Annotated in this window: 20 protein-coding genes; 13 read left to right on the top strand and 7 right to left on the bottom strand. The window is 53.5% G+C overall.

Going from position 1 to position 19,914, the window contains the following annotated elements:
* The first annotated feature begins 72 nt into the window (after nt 1-72).
* From V9K92_RS09015 to rsmA, 3 genes are all read left to right on the top strand, one after another.
* On the top strand, nt 73-1,002 hold the full coding sequence (locus V9K92_RS09015) for a peptidylprolyl isomerase (RefSeq protein ID WP_337353808.1): 930 nt from the start codon (nt 73-75) through the stop codon (nt 1,000-1,002).
* A 75-nt stretch (nt 1,003-1,077) separates the two neighbouring features.
* Nucleotides 1,078-2,094, top strand: a complete 1,017-nt coding sequence (gene pdxA, locus V9K92_RS09010; RefSeq protein ID WP_337353807.1) for a 4-hydroxythreonine-4-phosphate dehydrogenase PdxA — start codon at nt 1,078-1,080, stop codon at nt 2,092-2,094.
* Nucleotides 2,091-2,912 carry a 16S rRNA (adenine(1518)-N(6)/adenine(1519)-N(6))-dimethyltransferase RsmA gene (rsmA, locus tag V9K92_RS09005; protein ID WP_115051791.1) on the top strand — a complete coding sequence of 274 codons (822 nt, stop codon included), beginning with the start codon at nt 2,091-2,093 and terminating at the stop codon, nt 2,910-2,912. Before pdxA ends, rsmA begins: the two co-directional genes overlap by 4 nt.
* Here rsmA and gmk read toward each other — a convergent pair.
* The 7 genes from gmk to fabD form a co-directional block, all read right to left on the bottom strand.
* Nucleotides 2,909-3,526: a guanylate kinase gene (gene gmk / locus V9K92_RS09000; protein ID WP_307286473.1), complete on the bottom strand. Its 618-nt coding sequence runs from the start codon at nt 3,524-3,526 to the stop codon at nt 2,909-2,911. The genes rsmA and gmk overlap by 4 nt on opposite strands.
* A 32-nt stretch (nt 3,527-3,558) precedes the next feature.
* Nucleotides 3,559-4,449, bottom strand: a complete 891-nt coding sequence (locus V9K92_RS08995) for a YicC/YloC family endoribonuclease (RefSeq protein ID WP_336441919.1) — start codon at nt 4,447-4,449, stop codon at nt 3,559-3,561.
* Between the two features lie 32 nt (nt 4,450-4,481).
* Complete coding sequence (gene mltG / locus V9K92_RS08990; RefSeq protein ID WP_370878862.1) at nt 4,482-5,717, bottom strand: endolytic transglycosylase MltG; 1,236 nt, start codon at nt 5,715-5,717, stop codon at nt 4,482-4,484.
* A 143-nt stretch (nt 5,718-5,860) separates the two neighbouring features.
* Nucleotides 5,861-7,123, bottom strand: a complete 1,263-nt coding sequence (fabF, locus tag V9K92_RS08985) for a beta-ketoacyl-ACP synthase II (protein ID WP_307284011.1) — start codon at nt 7,121-7,123, stop codon at nt 5,861-5,863.
* Between the two features lie 108 nt (nt 7,124-7,231).
* Complete coding sequence (locus V9K92_RS08980) at nt 7,232-7,468, bottom strand: acyl carrier protein (RefSeq protein WP_008128530.1); 237 nt, start codon at nt 7,466-7,468, stop codon at nt 7,232-7,234.
* A 278-nt stretch (nt 7,469-7,746) separates the two neighbouring features.
* The gene (gene fabG / locus V9K92_RS08975; RefSeq protein ID WP_115051795.1) at nt 7,747-8,484 is read right to left on the bottom strand and encodes a 3-oxoacyl-[acyl-carrier-protein] reductase; all 738 of its coding nucleotides are present in this window, start codon (nt 8,482-8,484) and stop codon (nt 7,747-7,749) included.
* A gap of 26 nt (nt 8,485-8,510) precedes the next feature.
* Nucleotides 8,511-9,455 carry an ACP S-malonyltransferase gene (gene fabD, locus V9K92_RS08970; protein ID WP_115052187.1) on the bottom strand — a complete coding sequence of 315 codons (945 nt, stop codon included), beginning with the start codon at nt 9,453-9,455 and terminating at the stop codon, nt 8,511-8,513.
* Between the two features lie 516 nt (nt 9,456-9,971).
* Between fabD and V9K92_RS08965 the strand changes: the two genes are divergently transcribed.
* The 10 genes from V9K92_RS08965 (at nt 9,972) to V9K92_RS08920 (ending at nt 19,852) form a co-directional block, all read left to right on the top strand.
* On the top strand, nt 9,972-10,712 hold the full coding sequence (locus V9K92_RS08965; protein ID WP_337353806.1) for a glycosyl transferase family 90: 741 nt from the start codon (nt 9,972-9,974) through the stop codon (nt 10,710-10,712).
* Nucleotides 10,713-10,991: 279 nt separating this feature from the next.
* A complete protein-coding gene (rpsF, locus tag V9K92_RS08960) occupies nt 10,992-11,417 on the top strand; it encodes a 30S ribosomal protein S6 (protein ID WP_106664746.1) in 426 nt (141 codons plus the stop codon).
* Nucleotides 11,417-11,665, top strand: a complete 249-nt coding sequence (rpsR, locus tag V9K92_RS08955) for a 30S ribosomal protein S18 (RefSeq protein ID WP_008128538.1) — start codon at nt 11,417-11,419, stop codon at nt 11,663-11,665. Before rpsF ends, rpsR begins: the two co-directional genes overlap by 1 nt.
* A gap of 153 nt (nt 11,666-11,818) precedes the next feature.
* On the top strand, nt 11,819-12,790 hold the full coding sequence (locus tag V9K92_RS08950; RefSeq protein WP_337353805.1) for a DUF2232 domain-containing protein: 972 nt from the start codon (nt 11,819-11,821) through the stop codon (nt 12,788-12,790).
* A gap of 28 nt (nt 12,791-12,818) precedes the next feature.
* A complete protein-coding gene (rplI, locus tag V9K92_RS08945) occupies nt 12,819-13,388 on the top strand; it encodes a 50S ribosomal protein L9 (RefSeq protein WP_115051798.1) in 570 nt (189 codons plus the stop codon).
* Between the two features lie 191 nt (nt 13,389-13,579).
* The gene (locus tag V9K92_RS08940) at nt 13,580-14,860 is read left to right on the top strand and encodes a cyclopropane-fatty-acyl-phospholipid synthase family protein (RefSeq protein WP_337353804.1); all 1,281 of its coding nucleotides are present in this window, start codon (nt 13,580-13,582) and stop codon (nt 14,858-14,860) included.
* Between the two features lie 291 nt (nt 14,861-15,151).
* Complete coding sequence (locus V9K92_RS08935; RefSeq protein WP_115051800.1) at nt 15,152-16,645, top strand: replicative DNA helicase; 1,494 nt, start codon at nt 15,152-15,154, stop codon at nt 16,643-16,645.
* Nucleotides 16,646-16,659: 14 nt separating this feature from the next.
* A complete protein-coding gene (gene alr / locus V9K92_RS08930) occupies nt 16,660-17,817 on the top strand; it encodes an alanine racemase (protein WP_337353803.1) in 1,158 nt (385 codons plus the stop codon).
* Nucleotides 17,817-19,217, top strand: coding sequence for a DNA repair protein RadA (gene radA / locus V9K92_RS08925; protein WP_307283959.1), 1,401 nt, complete (start codon nt 17,817-17,819; stop codon nt 19,215-19,217). Before alr ends, radA begins: the two co-directional genes overlap by 1 nt.
* A gap of 35 nt (nt 19,218-19,252) precedes the next feature.
* Nucleotides 19,253-19,852 carry a CvpA family protein gene (locus V9K92_RS08920; protein ID WP_115051803.1) on the top strand — a complete coding sequence of 200 codons (600 nt, stop codon included), beginning with the start codon at nt 19,253-19,255 and terminating at the stop codon, nt 19,850-19,852.
* Nucleotides 19,853-19,914: the final 62 nt, after the last annotated feature.

Below are 19,914 nucleotides of genomic sequence, written 5' to 3'. Positions count from 1 at the left end.
TTACGCTACTACACCAAAGCACTAAGGCTACAGCCCGCTTATTACATGCGGACAATGATTGGATAATTAGGAATGATGGCGAGGAACCATATTATTGCAGCGGCTTTGTTTGCCGTAATCGGCTCGAGTCTCACGGCGGGAACAATTCTACCTGCAGCCGCAAGCGAAATCAAAGTTGTTGTCAATGGTGCTCCCATCACCGATTACGATATTTCACGGCGCGCCGCCTTCCTGAAGTTGCAGCGTAAAAAGGGCGATGCCAAAGAGGAATTGACCGAAGAAGCATTGAAGCGCCAGGAGTTGCGACGGCTCAACCTTCTTGTTGGCGATGGCGAAGTCAACGATGCTTTCGCCCGCTTCGCAACCAATAACAAGATGACATTGGCTCAGCTTAATAGCGTCCTGGACAAGGCTGGCGTTACCGCCCAGCACTTTAAGGAATATATCCGCATTCAGATGAGCTGGGGCCGCGCATTGGCGACCCGCAATCGTTCGCAGGGCGGCGCTAAGTTTACCGAGCAGGATGCAGTTCAACGCATGCTCAAAGATGGCGGCAAGAAACCTGTTTCTACTGAATATCAGCTTCAACAGGTGATTTTCGTTGTACCGGCAAACAAGCGCGACAGACTTGCAAAGCGTCGCGGCGAAGCCAATGCAATGCGCGCCAAGTTCAACGGCTGCGATGGCACGCGCGATATTGCAAAAGGTACGCTTGACGTGACCGTCCGTGACCTTGGCAAGTTTATCGAGCAGGAACTTCCCCCTGAATGGGCAGCTCAGGTAAAATCGACATCAGTTGGCCACGCCACCGCTACGCTTGATACCGATAAGGGCGTTGAATATCTGGGTGTCTGTGCAACACGCCAGGTCTCTGATGACCGCGTAGCCCGTATGGTATTCGCGCAAGAACAAAATAGCGGCAAAGGCGATGCGACAGCAGAGGCCGTTGATAAGAAATACCTTGATGAACTGCGCGCCAAAGCCAAAATCACCAACGAATAGCAATACTCGCCTCCGGCACGATGCCGCGTCGAATAAACAAGACTTGCTCTACCTCATAGAAGACGGGGCGTGCCCATGACTGCCATCGCTGTAAGCTGCGGCGACCCTTCGGGCATCGGTCCTGAAATTGCCATTGCCTGTTGGTTGAAGCGCAAGCAATTGGGTCTGCCGCCGTTTTTTCTGCTCGCCGACCCGGCGCTGATTGAAGCGCGCGCAAAGCTTACAGGGCAGAATTGCACGATTGCTATTTCAACGCCGGCGAAGGCCGAAGGCCTATTCGCTGATGCGCTCCCCGTCGTGCCTCTTGAAAACGAACAAATTGACCAGCCGGGAACACCGCTGGCTGAGAATGCCCCGGGAACGATGGAGGCTATCGAGCGCGCAGTTGCATTAAGCCTGTCAGGCGAAGCGCGCGCTGTCGTTACCTGCCCCATTGCAAAGAAACCGCTTTACGATGCTGGATTTCGTTTTCCGGGCCACACAGAATTTCTTGCACATCTTGCCGCTCAACATCTCGGACATGACGTCACGCCCGTCATGATGCTTGCCGGGCCACTGCTTAGAGCGGTTCCCGTGACCATACATATAGGCATTGCTCAGGTTCCGGTTGTTCTGGATATCCCAACCATCGTTGCAATATGCCGTATCACCGCCGCAGCGCTTAAAAACCAGTTTGGTATCGCCGAACCTCGGCTTGCAATAGCCGGGCTTAACCCGCATGCGGGCGAAGGCGGCAGCATGGGTACCGAAGATGAAATCATCGTCGGGCCCGCTATCCAGATTCTTCGTGCCGAAGGTATTGACGCACGCGGGCCCCTGCCAGCCGATACGATGTTCCATCCGGCAGCCAGAGCAACATATGATGTTGCGATATGCATGTATCACGATCAGGCACTGATACCGGCAAAGACGCTTGGATTTGACGACAGCGTCAATGTTACGCTTGGTTTGCCCTTCATACGCACCTCGCCCGACCACGGCACTGCATTTAATATTGCGGGGACCGGACAGGCCAAGCCCGACAGCCTGATCGCGGCAATCCGCCTTGCCGATGAACTCGCATCGAACAAAGAAGAAAAGAATATCGCATGAGCATCGACGACCTTCCCCCCTTACGCGAAGTCATCGAACGTCATGAACTGATGGCGAGAAAATCACTCGGCCAAAACTTTCTGTTCGATCTGAACCTGACCGCAAAGATCGCCCGTCAAGCCGGGGATCTTGAAGGGCAGACTGTTATTGAAGTTGGCCCCGGCCCCGGTGGTTTGACGCGCGCGCTTTTGGCACAAGGCGCCAATGTCATCGCCATCGAACGCGATGAGCGCTGTCTGGCTGCTCTTCAGGAAATTGCCGACCATTACCCGGGCCGTCTTCGCGTCATCCCGGGCGATGCAATGGAAACCGACTTTGCGGCTCTGGCAGGCGACAGCAAGATAAAGATCGTCGCAAACCTGCCCTATAATGTTGGAACACCCCTGCTGGTCGGCTGGCTATTGGCAGAGCCCTGGCCGCCATTCTACTCTTCGCTGACCCTGATGTTTCAGCGCGAAGTGGCCGAACGCATCGTCGCACGACCGGGATCGGACTCCTATGGGCGACTTGGTGTGCTTGCAGGGTGGCGTACAGAGGCGAGAATAACCTTTGACGTGCCGCCGCAGGCCTTCACCCCGCCGCCAAAGGTTACCTCATCAGTGGTGCATCTGGTGCCACGGGAGGCACCATTGTCCTGTGATGCTACGGTTTTAGGCAAGGTTACGCAGGCTGCCTTCGGTCAGCGCCGCAAAATGCTACGGCAAAGCGTCAAATCGCTGGGTGGCGAGGCTCTGCTGGCAAAGGCGGGAATTGATCCCACCCGGCGCGCCGAAACATTGTCTATCGATGAGTTTGTGGCGCTTGCAAATTCGCTCTAGTCCAGCTTTTCTTCCAGTAGTCCGTTGACGAAATCAAACAGGCCGGGCGAGCGATCACGGCGCAGACGCTCCGCGGTGACGATAGACTGGACCTGATTATAGGCACGGTCGAGGTCCTTATTGACGATAACGTAGTCATAAGAACGCCAACGCTCGATCTCATTGCGCGCATTTCGCAAGCGCATCTCGATCACTTCTTCCGTATCTTCGGCGCGGCGATGCAGACGTTGCTTCAGATCGGCCATGGAAGGCGGTAAAATGAAAATGCTCACAACATCCCCCTTCATCTTTTCCTGAAGTTGAAGAGCACCCTGCCAGTCAATATCGAACAGCATGTCCTGACCATCGGCGAGCGCATTTTCGGCAGCCTCGCGAGGCGTGCCGTAAAAATTGCCGTGAACCTCTGCCCATTCGATCAACTCGTCGCTGTCACGCAATCGTTCGAACTCACGCACCGAAATAAAGTGGTAATGGACACCCTCGATCTCACTTGGGCGGCGTGTTCGTGTTGTAACGCTGACTGACAGCGCCAATTCGAGCTTTTCTTTATCGTTCAGCAGCAGGCGGGCGATCGTCGATTTACCGGCACCGGAGGGCGATGAAAGCACCAGCATGAGGCCGCGTCTTTTGATAGCGTTGAGCATATCTACTCCAAATTCTGTATCTGCTCGCGCAATTGATCTACAACGGCCTTAAGGTCAAGACCTATGGTTGTAATTGATGCGGCGTTTGCCTTTGAGCAAAGTGTATTTGCTTCCCGGTTAAATTCCTGTGTCAGAAAATCCAGCTTTCGCCCAGCGCCGTTTCCATCCGCCAAAAGAAGCCGCGCTGATGTCACGTGCATTTCAAGACGATCAAGCTCTTCCTGAATGTCCGCCTTTGTTGCCAGGAACGCCGCTTCCATATGCAACCTTGCCTCATCGAGCGCTGGTGCGGCATCAAGCAGAAGGGCGACCTGTGCGGAAAGCCTGCCCTTTATCGCTTCAAGCGAGCGGCTTGGATCGCGCTTTGCCCGTTCAACCAGCGCTTCAACGGCAGACACTTGCCGCGACAATATCTCGCCGAGCGCGCTTCCCTCTGCCCGGCGATCCTGCTCAAGCCTTACAAGCGTCTCTTCGAGAACCGCTAGCGCTAAATCATCCAGCTTTGACTGATCTTCCGGTGTGACTATATCCTGCGGCACTTCAAGCACGCCGCGCAGCGCCATCAACCCTTCCGGCGTTGAGGGCGCGAGATTGAATTCTTCACGCAACCGCCCGGCAATTGATGCCAATTCCTCAAGCAATGGCCGGTTAACCACAGTCCTGGCAGAAGCGCCTTCCGTTTTGTCGACAGTCAATGCGGCCTGAAAATTGCCGCGCTTGAAATGCTGTCCGAAAAGAGCCCGGGCTTTTTGATCAATCGCTTCAAAGCCTTGCGGCAGACGAAAGCGTACATCGAGCCCTTTGCCATTGACCGATTTGATTTCCCACGAAATCTGCACTCCGGGAAAGGTCCGGAGGTGACGGGCAAAACCCGTCATACTCTGCAATGACATATGCTTCCCCCTTGGCCCGGCATTCTTTCCGGTTAATTTGCGACGCCGCCCTCAACCGGCACGGCATTCTCGTCCCCCGTCGCGGCTTTTGCGGCTTCATCAAGCCTGTTCTTTTCGACTTCGCGCCACCGCTTTACGTTCTCATTATGCTCTTCCAGCGTCGCGGCAAAGACATGGCCTCCAGTGCCATCGGCAACGAAATATAGATCTTTCGTCTGCGAAGGATGGGCAACAGCCTCAAGAGCGTCACGACCCGGATTGGCAATAGGACCAGGCGGGAGACCATTAATTGTGTATGTATTATATGGCGTGGGCTTTTCGATATCCGATTTCAGGATCGCGCGGTCCGCAGGGCGGCCCTTTCCTCCAAAGAGACCATAGAGGATCGTCGGATCAGATTGCAGGCGCATGCGCTTGTTCAGCCGGTTGATGAATACGGAGGCAACACGCGGGCGCTCGTCAGCTTTGCCCGTCTCTTTCTCGACAATAGAAGCGAGCGTGACAAACTCTTCAATGGTTTTTAGCGGCACGCTTGGATCGCGGCGCTCCCAAATATCTTCAACCAGCTTCTTTTGGTCCGCCTGCATTTTCTTCACGAGTTCTTCGCGGGTAGTGCCACGGGAAAACCGCATCGTATTAGCAAAAAGCGAGCCTTCCTTTGGCATAATAGCTGGTAGATTGCCGGTCAGAACGTCATCCTCGCTGATACGCTGGAATATCTGCTCGACAGTCAGACCTTCCGGTATGGTGAGAGAGTGCAGAACAGATTTTCCGCTGCGCAGCAGGTCCATGATCTCGCGCATGGATGCGTGCGCCTTGATCTCGTATTCGCCGGCCTTCATGTTGCCCTGATGGCCATAGGCCTGTACGCCATATTTGAATATGCGTGCGTCAGAGATAATCCCACGGCGCTCAAGTCCGTCGGCTATTTCAATAATACCGGAGCCACTCTTGACCACGTAATTGGTGGTCACATCATTTGGGCCGGGTTCGTTAAATTCGACCTTGCCAAAATAAACAACAGCAGCCGCGGCGAGCACAACCAGCACAACCAATGACAGCATGAAGTTTGCAAAAACGACGATCTGGCTTCTGGCGCGGCGTGAGCGGCGTTTCGGCGCTGGTGGAGGCGTGCCTGGTTCTGGACGCAAAGCTTCAGATGCCGACTGCGGGACAATAGGCTTACGCTCCGGCGTACCGGAACTATTTGTCTCTCCAGACTGCTGATCTGAACTCACGCAAGCACCTCGGGACGAATTAGCGGTTATTTTGCCGTTCACCCAGTGGATGAAGGAACGGCAACTTTGCAGATGGCGCATAGTACAGCTCAAATCAAAGCTGATTCAGCCACTATGCGGTAAAATCGACTGTAATATGGCGAAAGCGCCGAGCGCCCTCGCCATAAGTCCGATCACTGTTGATAACGCCGCAGAACAAGCGAAGCATTGGTTCCGCCAAATCCGAAAGAATTGGACAAGGCGATATCGATTTTCCGTTCGCGTGCTTTATGCGGAACCAAATCGATTTTGGTTTCAACAGATGGATTGTCAAGATTAAGCGTCGGTGGCGCGATGTTGTCGCGAATCGCCAATACGCAGAAGATTGCTTCCGTGGAACCTGCAGCACCGAGAAGATGCCCAATCGACGATTTCGTTGACGACATCGAAATTTTTGACGCAGAATCGCCGACAACCCGCTCCACCGCACCAAGCTCAATGGTATCAGCCATGGTCGAAGTGCCATGCGAATTGATGTAATCGATATCCGACGGGGTAATGCCCGCACGCTTGAGCGCCATTTCCATTGAGCGCTGTGCACCCTCACCGCTCTCGGAAGGCGCGGTGATATGGTAGGCGTCGCCCGACAGGCCATAGCCTATGACTTCGGCATAAATCTTGGCGCCGCGAGCCAATGCGTGATCCAGTTCTTCAAGAACAACGATACCCGCGCCCTCACCCATGACAAAGCCATCGCGGTCTCTGTCATACGGGCGGGAAGCAGCTGTAGGATCGTCATTTCTTTCCGTGGAAAGCGCCTTGCAGGCCGCAAAACCGGCAAGCGAAATACGGCTGACTGGAGATTCCGTTCCACCAGCGACCATCAGATCTGCATCGCCAAAAGCAATCAAACGGGCCGCATCGCCAATGGCATGCGCACCGGTAGAGCAAGCGGTGACGACCGAATGGTTTGGGCCACGCAGCTTGTGTTTGATGGAAACTTGACCGGAAGCGAGATTGATCAATCGTCCGGGAATAAAGAAGGGCGAAATGCGGCGCGGGCCTTTGTCACGCAGGGTGTAACCTGCTTCGACAATCCCTTCGAGACCACCGATACCTGAACCGATGAGCACACCAGTGCGAATCTGGTCTTCATCGCTTTCAGGTGCCCATTTGGCATCAGCAAGCGCCTGATCGGCAGCTGCCATTGCGTAAATAATAAATGGATCAACCTTGCGCTGTTCCTTCGGCTCCATCCAATCGTCAGGATTGAAAGTGCCATCGGACCCGTCGCCCACCGGAATACGGCATGCGATCTTGCAGGGCAGATCTTCAACATCAAATTCTGTAACGCGCCGGGCACCGCTCTGGCCGGCCAAAAGCCTTGACCAAGTGAGCTCAACACCCGATGCGAGAGGAGAAACCAGCCCAAGGCCGGTTATGACAACGCGCCTCATGGCCGATCCTTAATTATCATATGCGACATGGTTGTATCCCTCGAACGCATGAATGAGAAAGGCGTTACGCCACTTCATTCACTCATGCGCCGCCAGGCATAACAAAAATTAGGCTTGTGCTTTGTCGATGAATTTGACGGCATCGCCGACAGTCAAAATCGTTTCAGCAGCATCATCCGGAATTTCAACGCCGAATTCTTCTTCAAAAGCCATCACGAGCTCGACAGTATCAAGGCTGTCTGCGCCCAGATCGTCGATGAAGCTCGCACCATCGGTGACTTTCTCGGCATCAACGCCCAGATGTTCAATAACGATTTTCTTGACGCGTTCTGCAGTATCACTCATGTGGAAACCTCAACCTGTTTGTTTTTCCCTATGCCTTGGTTAGCGGCACGGATGACTCTAATCAAGCAATAAGATGATGGTTCAGTGCTGTTTAACAGCTAAAACACCAACCCCTGCGGCTTATTCCTTGCGGAATTTCTTGGGCATCTAATCGATTTGGCAAATCCATTTGATGTCACAACTGGTGCGCGACTTATCACGCTTTATTCACGGCCTCAATCTCATAAATGTGATTGTTTCCTATACTTCACTCGATCGCAGGATGCGTGAGTGATTAATCAGATCATCGCCATGCCACCGTTTACATGGATCGTCTGGCCAGTGACGTAGGCAGCCTCACTGCTGGCAAGATAAACCACTGACGACGCGATTTCCTCGCCTGTGCCCATACGGCGCATAGGAATGGCGGACATGATGCCTTCCTTCTGCTTGTCATTGAGCTTGTCGGTCATGGCTGATTCGATGAAACCGGGCGCTACACAATTCACGGTAACGTTGCGGCTGGCGATCTCCTGCGCAAGCGACTTGGAGAAGCCGATAAGGCCGGCCTTCGAAGCCACGTAATTTGTCTGGCCGGGATTTCCGGTAACGCCAACGATTGACGTTATGTTGATGATGCGGCCATAGCGCCGGCGCATCATGGGATGGGTTAATTCGCGGGTGAGACGGAACACGGCGGTCAAATTGACCTCCAGAACATTGTCCCAGTCGGCGTCGCTCATGCGCACAAACAAACCGTCTTTGGTGATACCGGCATTGTTGACCAATATCTCCACCCCTTCAAGATCCGCTTCAGCCTTCTCACCCAGCGCCTTGACTTCATCGCGATTGGAAAGATTTGCCGGGAAAATCTTGACGCGATCGCCAAGTTCGCCTGCCAAGGCTTCCAGCTTCTCGATGCGCGTACCGTGCAAACCGACAATTGCACCCTGGGCATGCAGCGCGCGGGCAATCGCTTCACCGATACCACCTGTTGCGCCCGTAATGAGAGCCTTGCGGCCAGTAAGGTCAAACATTGCGCGTTCCTCTATTCCAGTGTTTATCAAGCATTCAGGGCGGCTACAGCCGCTTCAATATCTTCCGGCGTCCCAACTGCTACACCGGAAATGTCTTTATTGATACGGCGCGCAAGCCCTGTAAGCACTTTGCCTGCGCCAATCTCATAGAGCGTCGATACCCCATTGGCACCAAACCATTCAACAGTTTCGCGCCAGCGAACCCGTCCGGTCACCTGCTCAACTAGCAAGGCTGCAATTTCATCGGCGGAACTAACCGGCGCCGCTTTGACATTGGCAATAAGCGGCACGATGGGATCATTCTTGGCAACGGCTGCAAGAGCTTCCTGCATCGCATCAGCAGCAGGCGCCATGAGAGCTGAATGAAAAGGAGCGGAAACAGGCAGCATGATCGCACGCTTTGCACCCTTGGCAGAAGCCAGCGCAGCGGCCGCCTCGACCGGAGCCTTTGCACCCGAGATAACCAGTTGTCCGCCGCCATTATCATTGGCGATCTGAACCGATCCTTGCGCCGAGGCCTCGGCGCACACGGATTCGACGTCCGCATATTCAAGACCGATAATGGCAGCCATAGCGCCCTGACCCGCTGGAACTGCTTTTTGCATGGCGTTGCCGCGAATACGCAAAAGCCGCGCGGTATCGGCCAAGGAGAACGTACCAGCCGCGCAAAGCGCAGAATATTCACCTAGCGAGTGGCCAGCTACAAAGGAAACCTTGTCCTTAAGCGAGATGCCCTGGGATTCCAGCACGCGGATCACCGCAATGGATACGGCCATCAAAGCCGGCTGCGCATTGGCAGTAAGCGTCAATGTCTCTTCAGGCCCTTCCCATATGATGGAGGACAGCTTTTCACCCAAAGCCTCGTCCACCTCATCAAAGACGGCCTTGGCTTGTGCAAAATTGTCGGCAAGCGCCTTGCCCATGCCGACGGACTGACTCCCCTGTCCGGGAAAGGTGAATGCTATGGACATAGAAATGCCTCCAAATGAAACCGGGCTCAATGTGCCGCGCGGTGTGCCTATCAGCAAGCGCGAAGTCAAGCTCTCTCATGGGCCTTTGAAAAAACTGACTTGCATATCACACCACTGCAATGCACGATGTTGCCAATATCGCAGGGTTCAATCCCACCTTACATATTATAACGCAATACATTTTCAGCCAACCATTTCAACCTCAGACGCCCCAATGCTACTCCGGAATTCAGCAAGCTTTTTCGGCTGTAGACGGTTGGTTCGGTTGCCAATTTTTTGAAGCCAATGTCCATCACCAGATCAATAAAGAAGATCGAATATTACTCCAGAAACATTATCAGAGACCTGTTGCCTCAGCATTTATTCCGCAGGCAGCTGAATGTTCTATGTGAAGATTTCCAGATATGCGAACGGGACCATCTCAGATCCCGCCTGAATTACTACAACAAGATTGGAGAACGATCACCGCGCATTGAAGCAAGCTCCAAAATCTCCAATTTACCGAGAAACCAGAGCATGTACTATTACGACCTGAAGGAACATGCCCGGTACTTCCCTGCTGAGTTGGAAATAGCACATGTTTTCGGCGATGTGACTTCCGTTCCTCCCGTACCGTCCATTGTGAAAAGCCGCCCGATCCACGGAGACAATAAAGAATCGGTTTTACTGAAGCTCAACAAGCTTCGCCATTTTCAAAAATTGGATGTTCCCGTAACCTTCGCCGAAAAACAGCCATTAGCAGTATGGCGAGGTGGCAACAATAACGAAAAACGCTCTTTCTTGGTTAAACGTTATTTCGACCATCCACTGTGTGATGTTGGAATGGCAAGTCATGATGCCTCCTCCCCCTGGGGCAAGCCATTCATGTCGGCGGTGGAGCAGATAAGGCGATTCCGCTACATAATTTCGGTGGAAGGGCATGATGTGGCGACAAACCTGCAATGGATAATGGCGTCCCAATCACTATGCATGATGCCAGACCCTGTCTACGAAACCTGGTTTATGGAAGGGTGCCTGATACCAGGACATCATTATGTGCAATTGCGCCCTGATTTTGCGGATCTGGAAGATAAGATTTGCTATTATAACAAGCATGCCGACGAAGCAGTTGCCATTATCCGAAATGCCAATGCTCATGTCAGCCAATTCGATGACCAGACACAAGAAAAATTGTTATCACTCCTTGTGCTCTACAAATATTTCGCAATGAGTGGGTCATTGGAGCCAACTCCAAAGATCGCGACCCTATGGGACTAATTTTCCCAAGCCGGGCTTGAAGCCAAACCATTAAAATTGGCGAACGGGTTGCTTCTTTCACGTTTTGCCCGTATAGAGCGCCCGTTCATTGCTCGGCGTCAGCTGGGGGCTGAACGGAGGGCCGGATTTCAATCCGTCGGAGCGAAAAGCTTCAGCCTCCCGTGTCTCCTCTCTCGATCGTCTCCATACGCGTCCTTTCTTCGCCGTTCACCGGCCTGAGAGATTCGCAGAGGTTCATCCGTTGATCCGGGCAATACTAACGAAGAAAGGCAAAGACAAATGGCTCTTTATGAACATGTGTTCCTTGCTCGACAGGACATTTCGCAGCAGCAGGTCGATGCGCTTGTAGAACAATACAAGGGCATCATCGAGACCAATGGCGGCACAGTCGGGCGTATCGAAAGCTGGGGGCTCCGTGCTCTCACATATCGTATTAACAAGAACCGCAAGGCGTATTACTCGCTGCTCAACATCACTGCTCCTGCAGCGGCTGTTGCAGAGCTCGAGCGTCAGCAGCGCATCAACGAAGACGTCCTGCGTTTCATGACGATCCGCGTTGACGAACACGAGGAAGGCCAGTCGGCCATGCTCGCTCGCCGTGACGATCGCCGTGATCGCGATGACAACAAGTTCGGTGGCCGTGATGACGACCGTCCGCGTCGCCCACGCCGTCCACGTGACGAAGCCGGTGAAGGAGCAGAATAATGGTTGACATCAATCAGATCCCGACCCGCCGTCCGTTCCATCGCCGCCGCAAGACCTGCCCGTTCTCGGGTGCGAATGCGCCGAAGATCGACTACAAGGACGTAAAGCTTCTGTCGCGCTACATTTCCGAGCGTGGCAAGATTGTTCCTTCGCGTATCACAGCTGTGAGCCAGAAGAAGCAGCGCGAACTCGCTCAGGCGATCAAGCGTGCACGTTTCCTTGGCCTTCTGCCATACGTCGTGAAGTAATATTGATTAAGGCGGCGATCTGATCGCCGCCTTACTCTACCGTTTAGTACACCAGTCGCGATGGGCGCGGAGTTGGTGAAAAATAAAACCCAAGTTGAGGCATCGGTTTAAAAACCACCTCTAACTGCTTATGCAAGCAGGACAGCGAGCGAAATGTTACCTACAGCAAAAGATTTTGGCGTTGGAGTATTAGCAGGGCTTGCAGCCGCGCTGCTCTCGATTGGCGTTATCGCGCAGTCCACCCTTGCCATGACATTGCTGCTGTTCTCCCCCCTCCCCATTTTTGTCGCTGCTCTCGGCTGGGGCACTGCCACCGGCTTTATCGCAGCGCTATCCATGGCGGTGATCGTATCGGTGCTGGCTGCCCCTACGGCAGCACTCGTCCTCGTTCTGATTATTGCGCTTCCGGCGGCCGCTGCAGCCTATTTTACAGGACTTGCGCGCCCTGCCTCCGAAGTTGGCGGTCCCAGCGACGCATATGTCTGGTATCCGCTGGCAGATACACTCCTGCGGCTTACGCTGATTGTAGCGGCGGCATTCATCGCAATCGGCATGTTGATTGGCTATGGCGACGAGTTTGCCCAGGCTTTGATCAAATCCTTGGGGCAGCAACTTGTAGCGACCAACCCCCAACTCGCACCCAATGCGGAAGTTGCGCAGGGACTGGCCGAATTTGTTGTGCGCGCGCTTCCCGCAATTCAGCCTGCAATATGGGTCATCCTCATCGTCGGCAATCTCTATATTGCCCTGCGGTTGACAGCAGCATCAGGCAAGCTTCGCCGCCCGAAAGATGATTGGCCACGGGCATTACGCATGCCGCGCCCTGGCCTTTTTGTGTTTGCGATTGCATGCGCCGCGTGTTTTCTGCCAGGCGGCATCGGATATGCGGCAACAGCAATTGCCGGGGCACTTGGTGCCGGATTCCTGATGGCGGGCTTTGCAATCATGCATGCCAGGACGCGCGGTGCAACTTGGCGGCCGGTCGCTTTGTGGCTGGCTTACCTTGCCGTCATCATTTTCACTTTCACACTTTTCTTCTTTCTTGTAGCCGGATTGTTCGACACATCGCGCAGCGCACCGGTTTCGAAGGCAGGAAATAATACCCCACCCAGCAATGATAATTGAAGACACTAAACTATAAGGAAAAACTCAAATGGACGTCATTCTACTAGAACGCATTGGCCGCCTCGGCCAGATGGGCGATACAGTCAAGGTCAAGGACGGCTTTGCCCGTAACTTCCTTCTGCCACAGGGCAAGGCTCTTCGTGCAAACGAAGCCAACAAGAAGAAGTTCGAAGGCCAGCGCGCACAGCTTGAAGCCCGCAACCTCGAGCGCAAGACAGAAGCTCAGGCAATTGCTGACAAGCTTGATGGCAAGTCATTTATTGCCGTTCGCTCCGCTGGTGAGACCGGCCAGCTATACGGTTCAGTTTCGACCCGTGACATTGCCGACCTGATCACAGCTGAAGGCTTCTCAATCAATCGCAACCAGGTTGAATTGAACACACCGATCAAGACAATCGGCCTGCACAAGATTGTTCTGTCGCTGCACCCTGAAGTTGAAGCAACAGTAACCATCAATATTGCTCGTACAGCTGATGAAGCTGAGCGTCAGGTTAAGGGCGAAGACCTTACTTCTGCCGAAGCAATTTACGGCATTGAAGAAGCTCCGCTTTCGGACGAATTCTTTGATGAAGACGAAGACGGCGAAGAAAACGCCTGATTTAAAGAAGATACAAAGCACTCGAAAGAGTTGTTTTCATTTGGTAAAAGTACCCGGTAGCAATGCCGGGTACTTTTTTGCTTTTCAGATTGAAAAAATCAATTAAATTTACTGAGTCCACCCACGCCCGACCAAGACTCCCTTTGAGTCGCCTTATGGCCGAGCTCTATCGTCTAAGATGGAGATTGTTCATGAATGCACTTCTACGCGCCGCCCTTACGCGCATGATTCACACTGGTACTTTGAAAATAACCGATTCCGGCGGAAAAACCCGCATGTTTGGCGACGGGACCGGCGAGGAATATCACTTCCGCATCAATACTGCCGCGGCAGAACGCAGGATCGCGTTCGACCCATCCTTGCACTTTGCAGAAGCCTATATGAACAGCGAGATTGATGTTCTGCAGGGCGACATCTACGATATTTTGAAACTTATCTTCGAAAATACGGGAGCTACGGCAGCCAAGGAACCCTGGATGCTTGCGCTTGAGGGCATACGGCGCGCTACCCGGCGTTTACACCAGATGAACAATCTGACCCGTGCATCAAGCAATGTGCAACGTCACTACGATCTGTCGGAGGATTTGTATCGGCTCTTTCTCGATACCGACATGCAATATTCCTGCGCTTACTTCGAAAGGCCAGATGCGACCCTCGAAGAGGCTCAGCTTGCAAAAAAACGTCACATAGCTGCAAAACTGCTTATCGAAAAAGGTCATAAGACCCTCGATATCGGCTGCGGCTGGGGTGGCATGGGACTATATCTGGCAAGGCACCTTGAGGCCAATGTCACAGGCGTCACCCTCTCGCAAGAACAGTACGGCATTGCTAATAAGCGTGCTTTTGAGGAAGGACTGTCATCACAGGCTCAATTCAACCTGCAGGACTATCGTACAATCGATGACAGTTTCGACCGGATTGTTTCGGTCGGCATGTTCGAGCATGTAGGCATTGGTCATTTCTCCGAATATTTTCAGCATACAGCGCGCCTGCTCAAGAAGGATGGCGTCTTCCTGTTGCATTCGATCGGGCGTTCAGACGGGCCGTCCTACACCAATGCCTTCATTCAGAAATATATCTTCCCGGGAGGTTATATCCCTGCCCTTTCGGAAGTCATTCCACATATCGAAAAAGCCGGCTTGGTCATTACTGATATCGAAATTCTGCGTCTGCACTATGCTGATACATTGCGCATCTGGCGCGAACGTTTCATGGCAAATCGCGATAAGGCAAAAGCGATCTATGATGAAAGGTTTTGCCGGATGTGGGAGTTTTATCTGGCGGCATCAGAATCAGCATTCCGCTGGCAGAACCTGATGGTGTTCCAGATTCAATTGGCTCATCGACAGGAAGCCGTGCCGTTCACACGCAACTATATCGAACAGGAAGAAAAGCGACTAAAGCGCCTTGAGTGTGAACGCAGCTCGGCTAATAGCCAAGTGAACGCAAAGGAATCGATTGCCGGGCGGTGATTGGACCTTAGTGCGATGGTACTTTAACGCATACTTCTCCGTCATCCTCGGGCTTGACCCGAGGATTCAATCTTCATTGGCGAGCAGTGGTCCTCGGGTCAAGCCCGAGGATGACTGAGAAGCGGTTGTGCTGCATCGCCTTTTCCACCCGACTCGGCTTATAGTCCGCCGTGAGAGTCAAGCAGGAGGTTTTCTTATCCGCAGTTGTGTGAATTGTGGTGATAAGGACAAATCTGCCACGCCATAATTATCTGTGCTGGGCCATAGTGGTGGCGAACAGGAAAATACAAAATGGCTGAAGCTACGGTACGCAAGATCAACGAAGCGCAGGGCACGCTCTATCGCGAGGCCCCCAACAATATTGAGGCCGAACAGGCTTTGCTTGGCGCAATTCTGGTCAATAATGATGCGTTCTATCGTGTTTCCGACTTCTTGAAGCCCACCCATTTCAATGAGCCTCTGCACCGGAAAATCTTCGAAGTCGCATCCGACATGATTCGGATGGGCAAGATGGCCAATCCCGTGACGCTTAAAACATTCATGCCCGCCGACGCGAAGATCGGCGACATGACCGTCATGCAATATCTGGCACGTCTTGCAGCGGAAGCTGTGACCGTCATCAATGCCGAAGACTATGGCCGCGCGATTTATGATCTGGCGACACGCCGGGCGCTGATCACCATTGGCGAAGATATGGTGAATATCGCCTATGACGCGCCGGTCGATGTAGCGCCGCAAGGCCAGATCGAGGATGCGGAACGACGCCTGTTCGAACTGGCTGAAACCGGGCGCTATGATGGTGGCTTCCAGACATTTACCGATGCGGTCAAGAATGCTGTGGATATGGCCAACGCTGCATTCATGCGCGACGGACATCTTTCCGGCGTATCAACGGGTATCCGTGCGCTCGATGCGCGTATGGGTGGATTGCAGCCTTCAGATTTGATCGTTCTTGCAGGACGTCCTGGCATGGGCAAAACCTCGCTTGCAACCAATATCGCATTCAACATCGCCGCAGCCTACGAGCCTGAACAATTGGCCGATGGCAGTTTTAAAGCCAAGAATGGCGGCGTTGTCGGCTTTTTCTCGCTGGAAATGTCGTCTGAACAGCTGGCAACGCGTATCATTTCCGAGCAATCGGAAATCAGCTCTTCAAAAATCCGCCGCGGTGAAATCAGTGAAGCTGATTTTGAAAAGCTCGTTGCCTGTTCGCAGCATATGCAGCGTGTGCCACTCTATATCGATCAGACGGGTGGTATATCCATTGCTCAATTGGCGGCTCGTGCACGCCGCTTGAAGCGCCAGCGTGGCCTCGACGTGATTGTGATCGACTATATTCAGCTGATGCAGGGATCGTCCAAGCGCGCATCGGAAAACCGCGTGCAGGAAATTACCGAGATTACCACTGGCCTGAAAGCTCTCGGCAAGGAGTTGAATACACCGATCATTGCTCTCTCCCAGCTCTCGCGCCAAGTGGAAAGCCGCGAAGACAAACATCCGCAGCTTTCTGACTTGCGCGAATCCGGTTCGATAGAGCAGGACGCCGACGTTGTATTGTTTGTGTATCGCGACGAATATTACATCAAGAACAAAGAACCGAAGCCCGGAACCGAAGAGCACTTCAAATGGCAGGCTGAGTTGAACGAAGCAATCGGCAAGGCAGAAGTCATCGTTGCCAAGCAGCGTCATGGCCCGACAGGAACAGTGCGGCTCGCTTTCCAGGCGGAGTTTACCCGCTTTACCGATCTTGCCGAGGATTCGCATCTTCCTGAACGTTTCGAGTAAGGATGACTGCTAAAATGCAACATGTTGCTACGACGGGCGCTGATCCACGGCTCGCTGGCGGACGTTTAACCATTGATCTTGATGCCTTGGTTGCAAACTGGCTTCTGCTTGTCGAGAGGTCCAAGCCTGCCCGTACGGCGGCTGTGGTCAAGGCTGACGCCTATGGCCTTGGTATTATCCATGTCGTCCCGGTTTTATGGAAAGCTGGATGCCGTACATTTTTTGTGGCTCTGGCCGAGGAAGGATTGCGTGTAAAGGCTGTCGCGCCTGATGCGCAAGTTTTTGTGCTTAACGGCTTCTTCGCTGAGGCTTTTCCGGTCTACGAACAATCCAACCTCACTCCAGTGCTTGGGTCGTTGCAGGAACTTGCAAGCTGGAAGGCACTCAATGCCGGTCGCACCGAAAAACTGCCCTATGCTCTGCATGTCGATACGGGGATGAACCGCCTCGGCCTCACCGTTAACGAAGCCATCCGTTTTGCCGGTGAATCCAAAGATGACAAGCCGATCCTGCTGATTACCCATCTGGCAACGGCAGATGAACAAAAACATGAGCTTAGCCAACGGCAATTTGAATCATTTCAAAAGCTTCGCGAACATTTCTCTGGAATTGAATCAAGCATCGCCAATTCACCCGGCATCTTTCATAGTTTGAACGCTGGCTATGAGTTGAGCCGTCCCGGCGTCGCCATGTATGGCGGCGAGCCTGTTTCGGGCATTGCCAACCCAATGCGGCCGGTGGTCACGTCAGAAGCACGGATAGTTCAGATTCGCACAGGCCTTAAAGGCGAGACGGCGGGCTACGGCGCTACAGCGAGACTGACCCGTGATACGCGTATTGCGATCTGCTCTGTTGGCTACGCAGATGGCTATTTACGCTCGGCGTCGGGCAGCGGCGTCCCCCTGCGGCAAACGCTCAATAATGGTGGTTGTGGTTTCATTGCAGGCAAGAAAGTTCCAATCATCGGGCGCGTGACAATGGATCTAACCTCGTTCGATATTTCCGAACTGGACGAAGGCGAGGCCAAGGCCGGTGACTATATCGAACTGTTTGGCAGCAATATTTCGCTTGATGATGCTGCACGCGCTGCAGGCACAATCGGATATGAGTTGCTTACCAGCCTTGGAAACCGCTATCACCGCCGCTACCTTTACAGCGGAAATGAGATTTAATGGCCAAGGCTAGAATTCAATTCATCTGCCAGAATTGCGGTGCCGTTCACACACGCTGGGCCGGCAAGTGCGATGCATGCGGCGAATGGAATACACTTGTCGAAGAAGGCACATCTGGCGGCATAGGCAGCGGACCCGGTAAGCTTTCTAGCCGCAAGGGCCGTGCCGTTGCGCTGACCACCTTATCGGGTGAAATCGAAGACGCCCCACGCATCCAGTCGGGAATTGGCGAGCTTGATCGTGTGACGGGCGGCGGCTTCGTACGCGGATCGGCCATTCTGATCGGCGGCGATCCGGGTATCGGCAAATCGACCTTGCTGACACAGGCCGCCGCTGCCTTATCGCGTCAGGGACACCGCGTTATATACGTATCAGGCGAAGAAGCAGTAGCACAGATACGTCTGCGTGCGCAGCGGCTGGACGCCGCCGATACAGATGTGCTGCTGGCGGCAGAAACCAATGTTGAAGATATACTTGCGACCATCTCCGAGGCGAAACGCCCGGATCTGATCATTATCGATTCGATCCAGACGCTTTGGACAGATGCCGCTGATTCTGCACCCGGCACAGTGACCCAGGTTCGCGCCGGAGCACAGGCCATGATTCGCTATGCCAAGCAAACAGGTGCAGCCGTTGTTCTCGTCGGACATGTGACCAAAGAGGGCCAAATTGCAGGACCGCGTGTCATCGAGCATATGGTCGATGCCGTGCTTTATTTTGAAGGTGAAGGTGGCCACCATTACCGTATTCTTCGCACCGTCAAAAACCGGTTTGGGCCGACTGATGAAATCGGCGTGTTTGAAATGTCGGATAAGGGCTTGCGTCAGGTCGCCAATCCCTCCGAGCTGTTTCTTGGCGAAAGGAACGATAAAGCGCCGGGCGCCGCTGTTTTTGCCGGTATGGAGGGAACGCGGCCTATCCTCGTTGAAATTCAGGCCTTGGTCGCTCCCTCAACGCTCGGCACGCCGCGCCGCGCCGTTGTTGGTTGGGATGGAAACCGCCTTTCGATGATTCTCGCCGTGCTTGAAGCCCATTGCGGCGTTCGGTTTGGACAGCATGATGTGTATCTGAATGTGGCTGGTGGATACCGGATAACCGAGCCCGCCGCTGATATTGCTGTTGCATCTGCACTGGTTTCCTCAATTGCTGGTATTGCCCTTCCCGCCGATTGCGTCTATTTCGGCGAAGTCAGTCTATCTGGTGCTGTTCGCCCTGTGGCGCATGCAGTGCAAAGACTGAAAGAAGCAGACAAGCTTGGGTTCAAGCAGGCTGTTCTTCCCAAGGGAAGCAACGATGTCGCAAAGAACGGCAATGCTCGTCTGACCGAGACCGCATCACTGCCGGACCTTGTGGCCCGCATAGCAGCATCCGGACCGGGCAAGAGACAACGCGAAGACTGATCAAATGGTTGGTTTTGATATGAGGACCAAATAAAATGCCGATAACGTTGCTTGACGGAATACTATTGGGCATAACCCTTGTCTCGGCGGTCCTGGCCATGGTTCGTGGCTTCTCGCGCGAAGTATTGTCTGTCGTATCATGGGCAGCCGCTGCCGTTGCCGCCTATGTTTTTTACAAGCCAGTGGTTCCCTTTTTAGCCCCTTACATCAGCAATGACACAATTGCGCAGATTGCGGCTGCCGGTCTGGTTTTCATCATCACGCTCATCGTTGTTTCCATTATTACGATGAAGATCGCCGATTTTATCATCGATAGCCGCATCGGCGCGCTGGATCGCACACTCGGCTTTCTATTCGGAGCAGCACGCGGTGTTCTGCTCGTCGTGGTTGCGATGTTGTTTTTCAACTGGCTCGTTACCGAAAATCAGCCGGCATGGGTGGCACAGGCCAAATCAAAGCCGATGATCGACGAGCTAGGTGCAAAACTGGTTGCGCTTTTGCCGGAAGACCCGGAATCAACCATTCTGAAGCGTTTGAAGCCCGGTACGCCTGCGGCAACGGATACTGCGCCAGACGGAACGACAACGGTTGAACCGAAGGAAGACATTCCTCCGGAAGGCACAACACCAGAGTAACCGGACAATAACATGAACTGCGTCAATACCGCTCTTGGGGTTTCCTTGGTAATACCCCATAT

It is taken from the genome of Phyllobacterium sp. CCNWLW109 (genome assembly GCF_037203905.1).
Taxonomy (GTDB): domain Bacteria; phylum Pseudomonadota; class Alphaproteobacteria; order Rhizobiales; family Rhizobiaceae; genus Phyllobacterium; species Phyllobacterium ifriqiyense.
Note: the sequence above shows the minus strand (reverse complement) of the source record. Positions and strands in the feature narration are given on the sequence as shown.

Coding starts and splice junctions, on each gene's coding strand:
- V9K92_RS08950 (WP_337353805.1), top strand. CDS start 11,819: ATGTTACCTACAGCAAAAGATTTTGGCGTTGGAGTATTAGCAGGGCTT.
- V9K92_RS08965 (WP_337353806.1), top strand. CDS start 9,972: ATGTACTATTACGACCTGAAGGAACATGCCCGGTACTTCCCTGCTGAG.
- V9K92_RS09015 (WP_337353808.1), top strand. CDS start 73: ATGATGGCGAGGAACCATATTATTGCAGCGGCTTTGTTTGCCGTAATC.
- fabD (WP_115052187.1), bottom strand. CDS start 9,455: ATGTCCATAGCATTCACCTTTCCCGGACAGGGGAGTCAGTCCGTCGGC.
- alr (WP_337353803.1), top strand. CDS start 16,660: ATGCAACATGTTGCTACGACGGGCGCTGATCCACGGCTCGCTGGCGGA.
- gmk (WP_307286473.1), bottom strand. CDS start 3,526: ATGCTGGTGCTTTCATCGCCCTCCGGTGCCGGTAAATCGACGATCGCC.
- V9K92_RS08935 (WP_115051800.1), top strand. CDS start 15,152: ATGGCTGAAGCTACGGTACGCAAGATCAACGAAGCGCAGGGCACGCTC.
- pdxA (WP_337353807.1), top strand. CDS start 1,078: ATGACTGCCATCGCTGTAAGCTGCGGCGACCCTTCGGGCATCGGTCCT.
- fabF (WP_307284011.1), bottom strand. CDS start 7,123: ATGAGGCGCGTTGTCATAACCGGCCTTGGGCTGGTTTCTCCTCTCGCA.
- V9K92_RS08940 (WP_337353804.1), top strand. CDS start 13,580: ATGAATGCACTTCTACGCGCCGCCCTTACGCGCATGATTCACACTGGT.
- rplI (WP_115051798.1), top strand. CDS start 12,819: ATGGACGTCATTCTACTAGAACGCATTGGCCGCCTCGGCCAGATGGGC.
- V9K92_RS08995 (WP_336441919.1), bottom strand. CDS start 4,449: ATGTCATTGCAGAGTATGACGGGTTTTGCCCGTCACCTCCGGACCTTT.
- fabG (WP_115051795.1), bottom strand. CDS start 8,484: ATGTTTGACCTTACTGGCCGCAAGGCTCTCATTACGGGCGCAACAGGT.
- rpsF (WP_106664746.1), top strand. CDS start 10,992: ATGGCTCTTTATGAACATGTGTTCCTTGCTCGACAGGACATTTCGCAG.
- rsmA (WP_115051791.1), top strand. CDS start 2,091: ATGAGCATCGACGACCTTCCCCCCTTACGCGAAGTCATCGAACGTCAT.
- radA (WP_307283959.1), top strand. CDS start 17,817: ATGGCCAAGGCTAGAATTCAATTCATCTGCCAGAATTGCGGTGCCGTT.
- V9K92_RS08920 (WP_115051803.1), top strand. CDS start 19,253: ATGCCGATAACGTTGCTTGACGGAATACTATTGGGCATAACCCTTGTC.
- V9K92_RS08980 (WP_008128530.1), bottom strand. CDS start 7,468: ATGAGTGATACTGCAGAACGCGTCAAGAAAATCGTTATTGAACATCTG.
- rpsR (WP_008128538.1), top strand. CDS start 11,417: ATGGTTGACATCAATCAGATCCCGACCCGCCGTCCGTTCCATCGCCGC.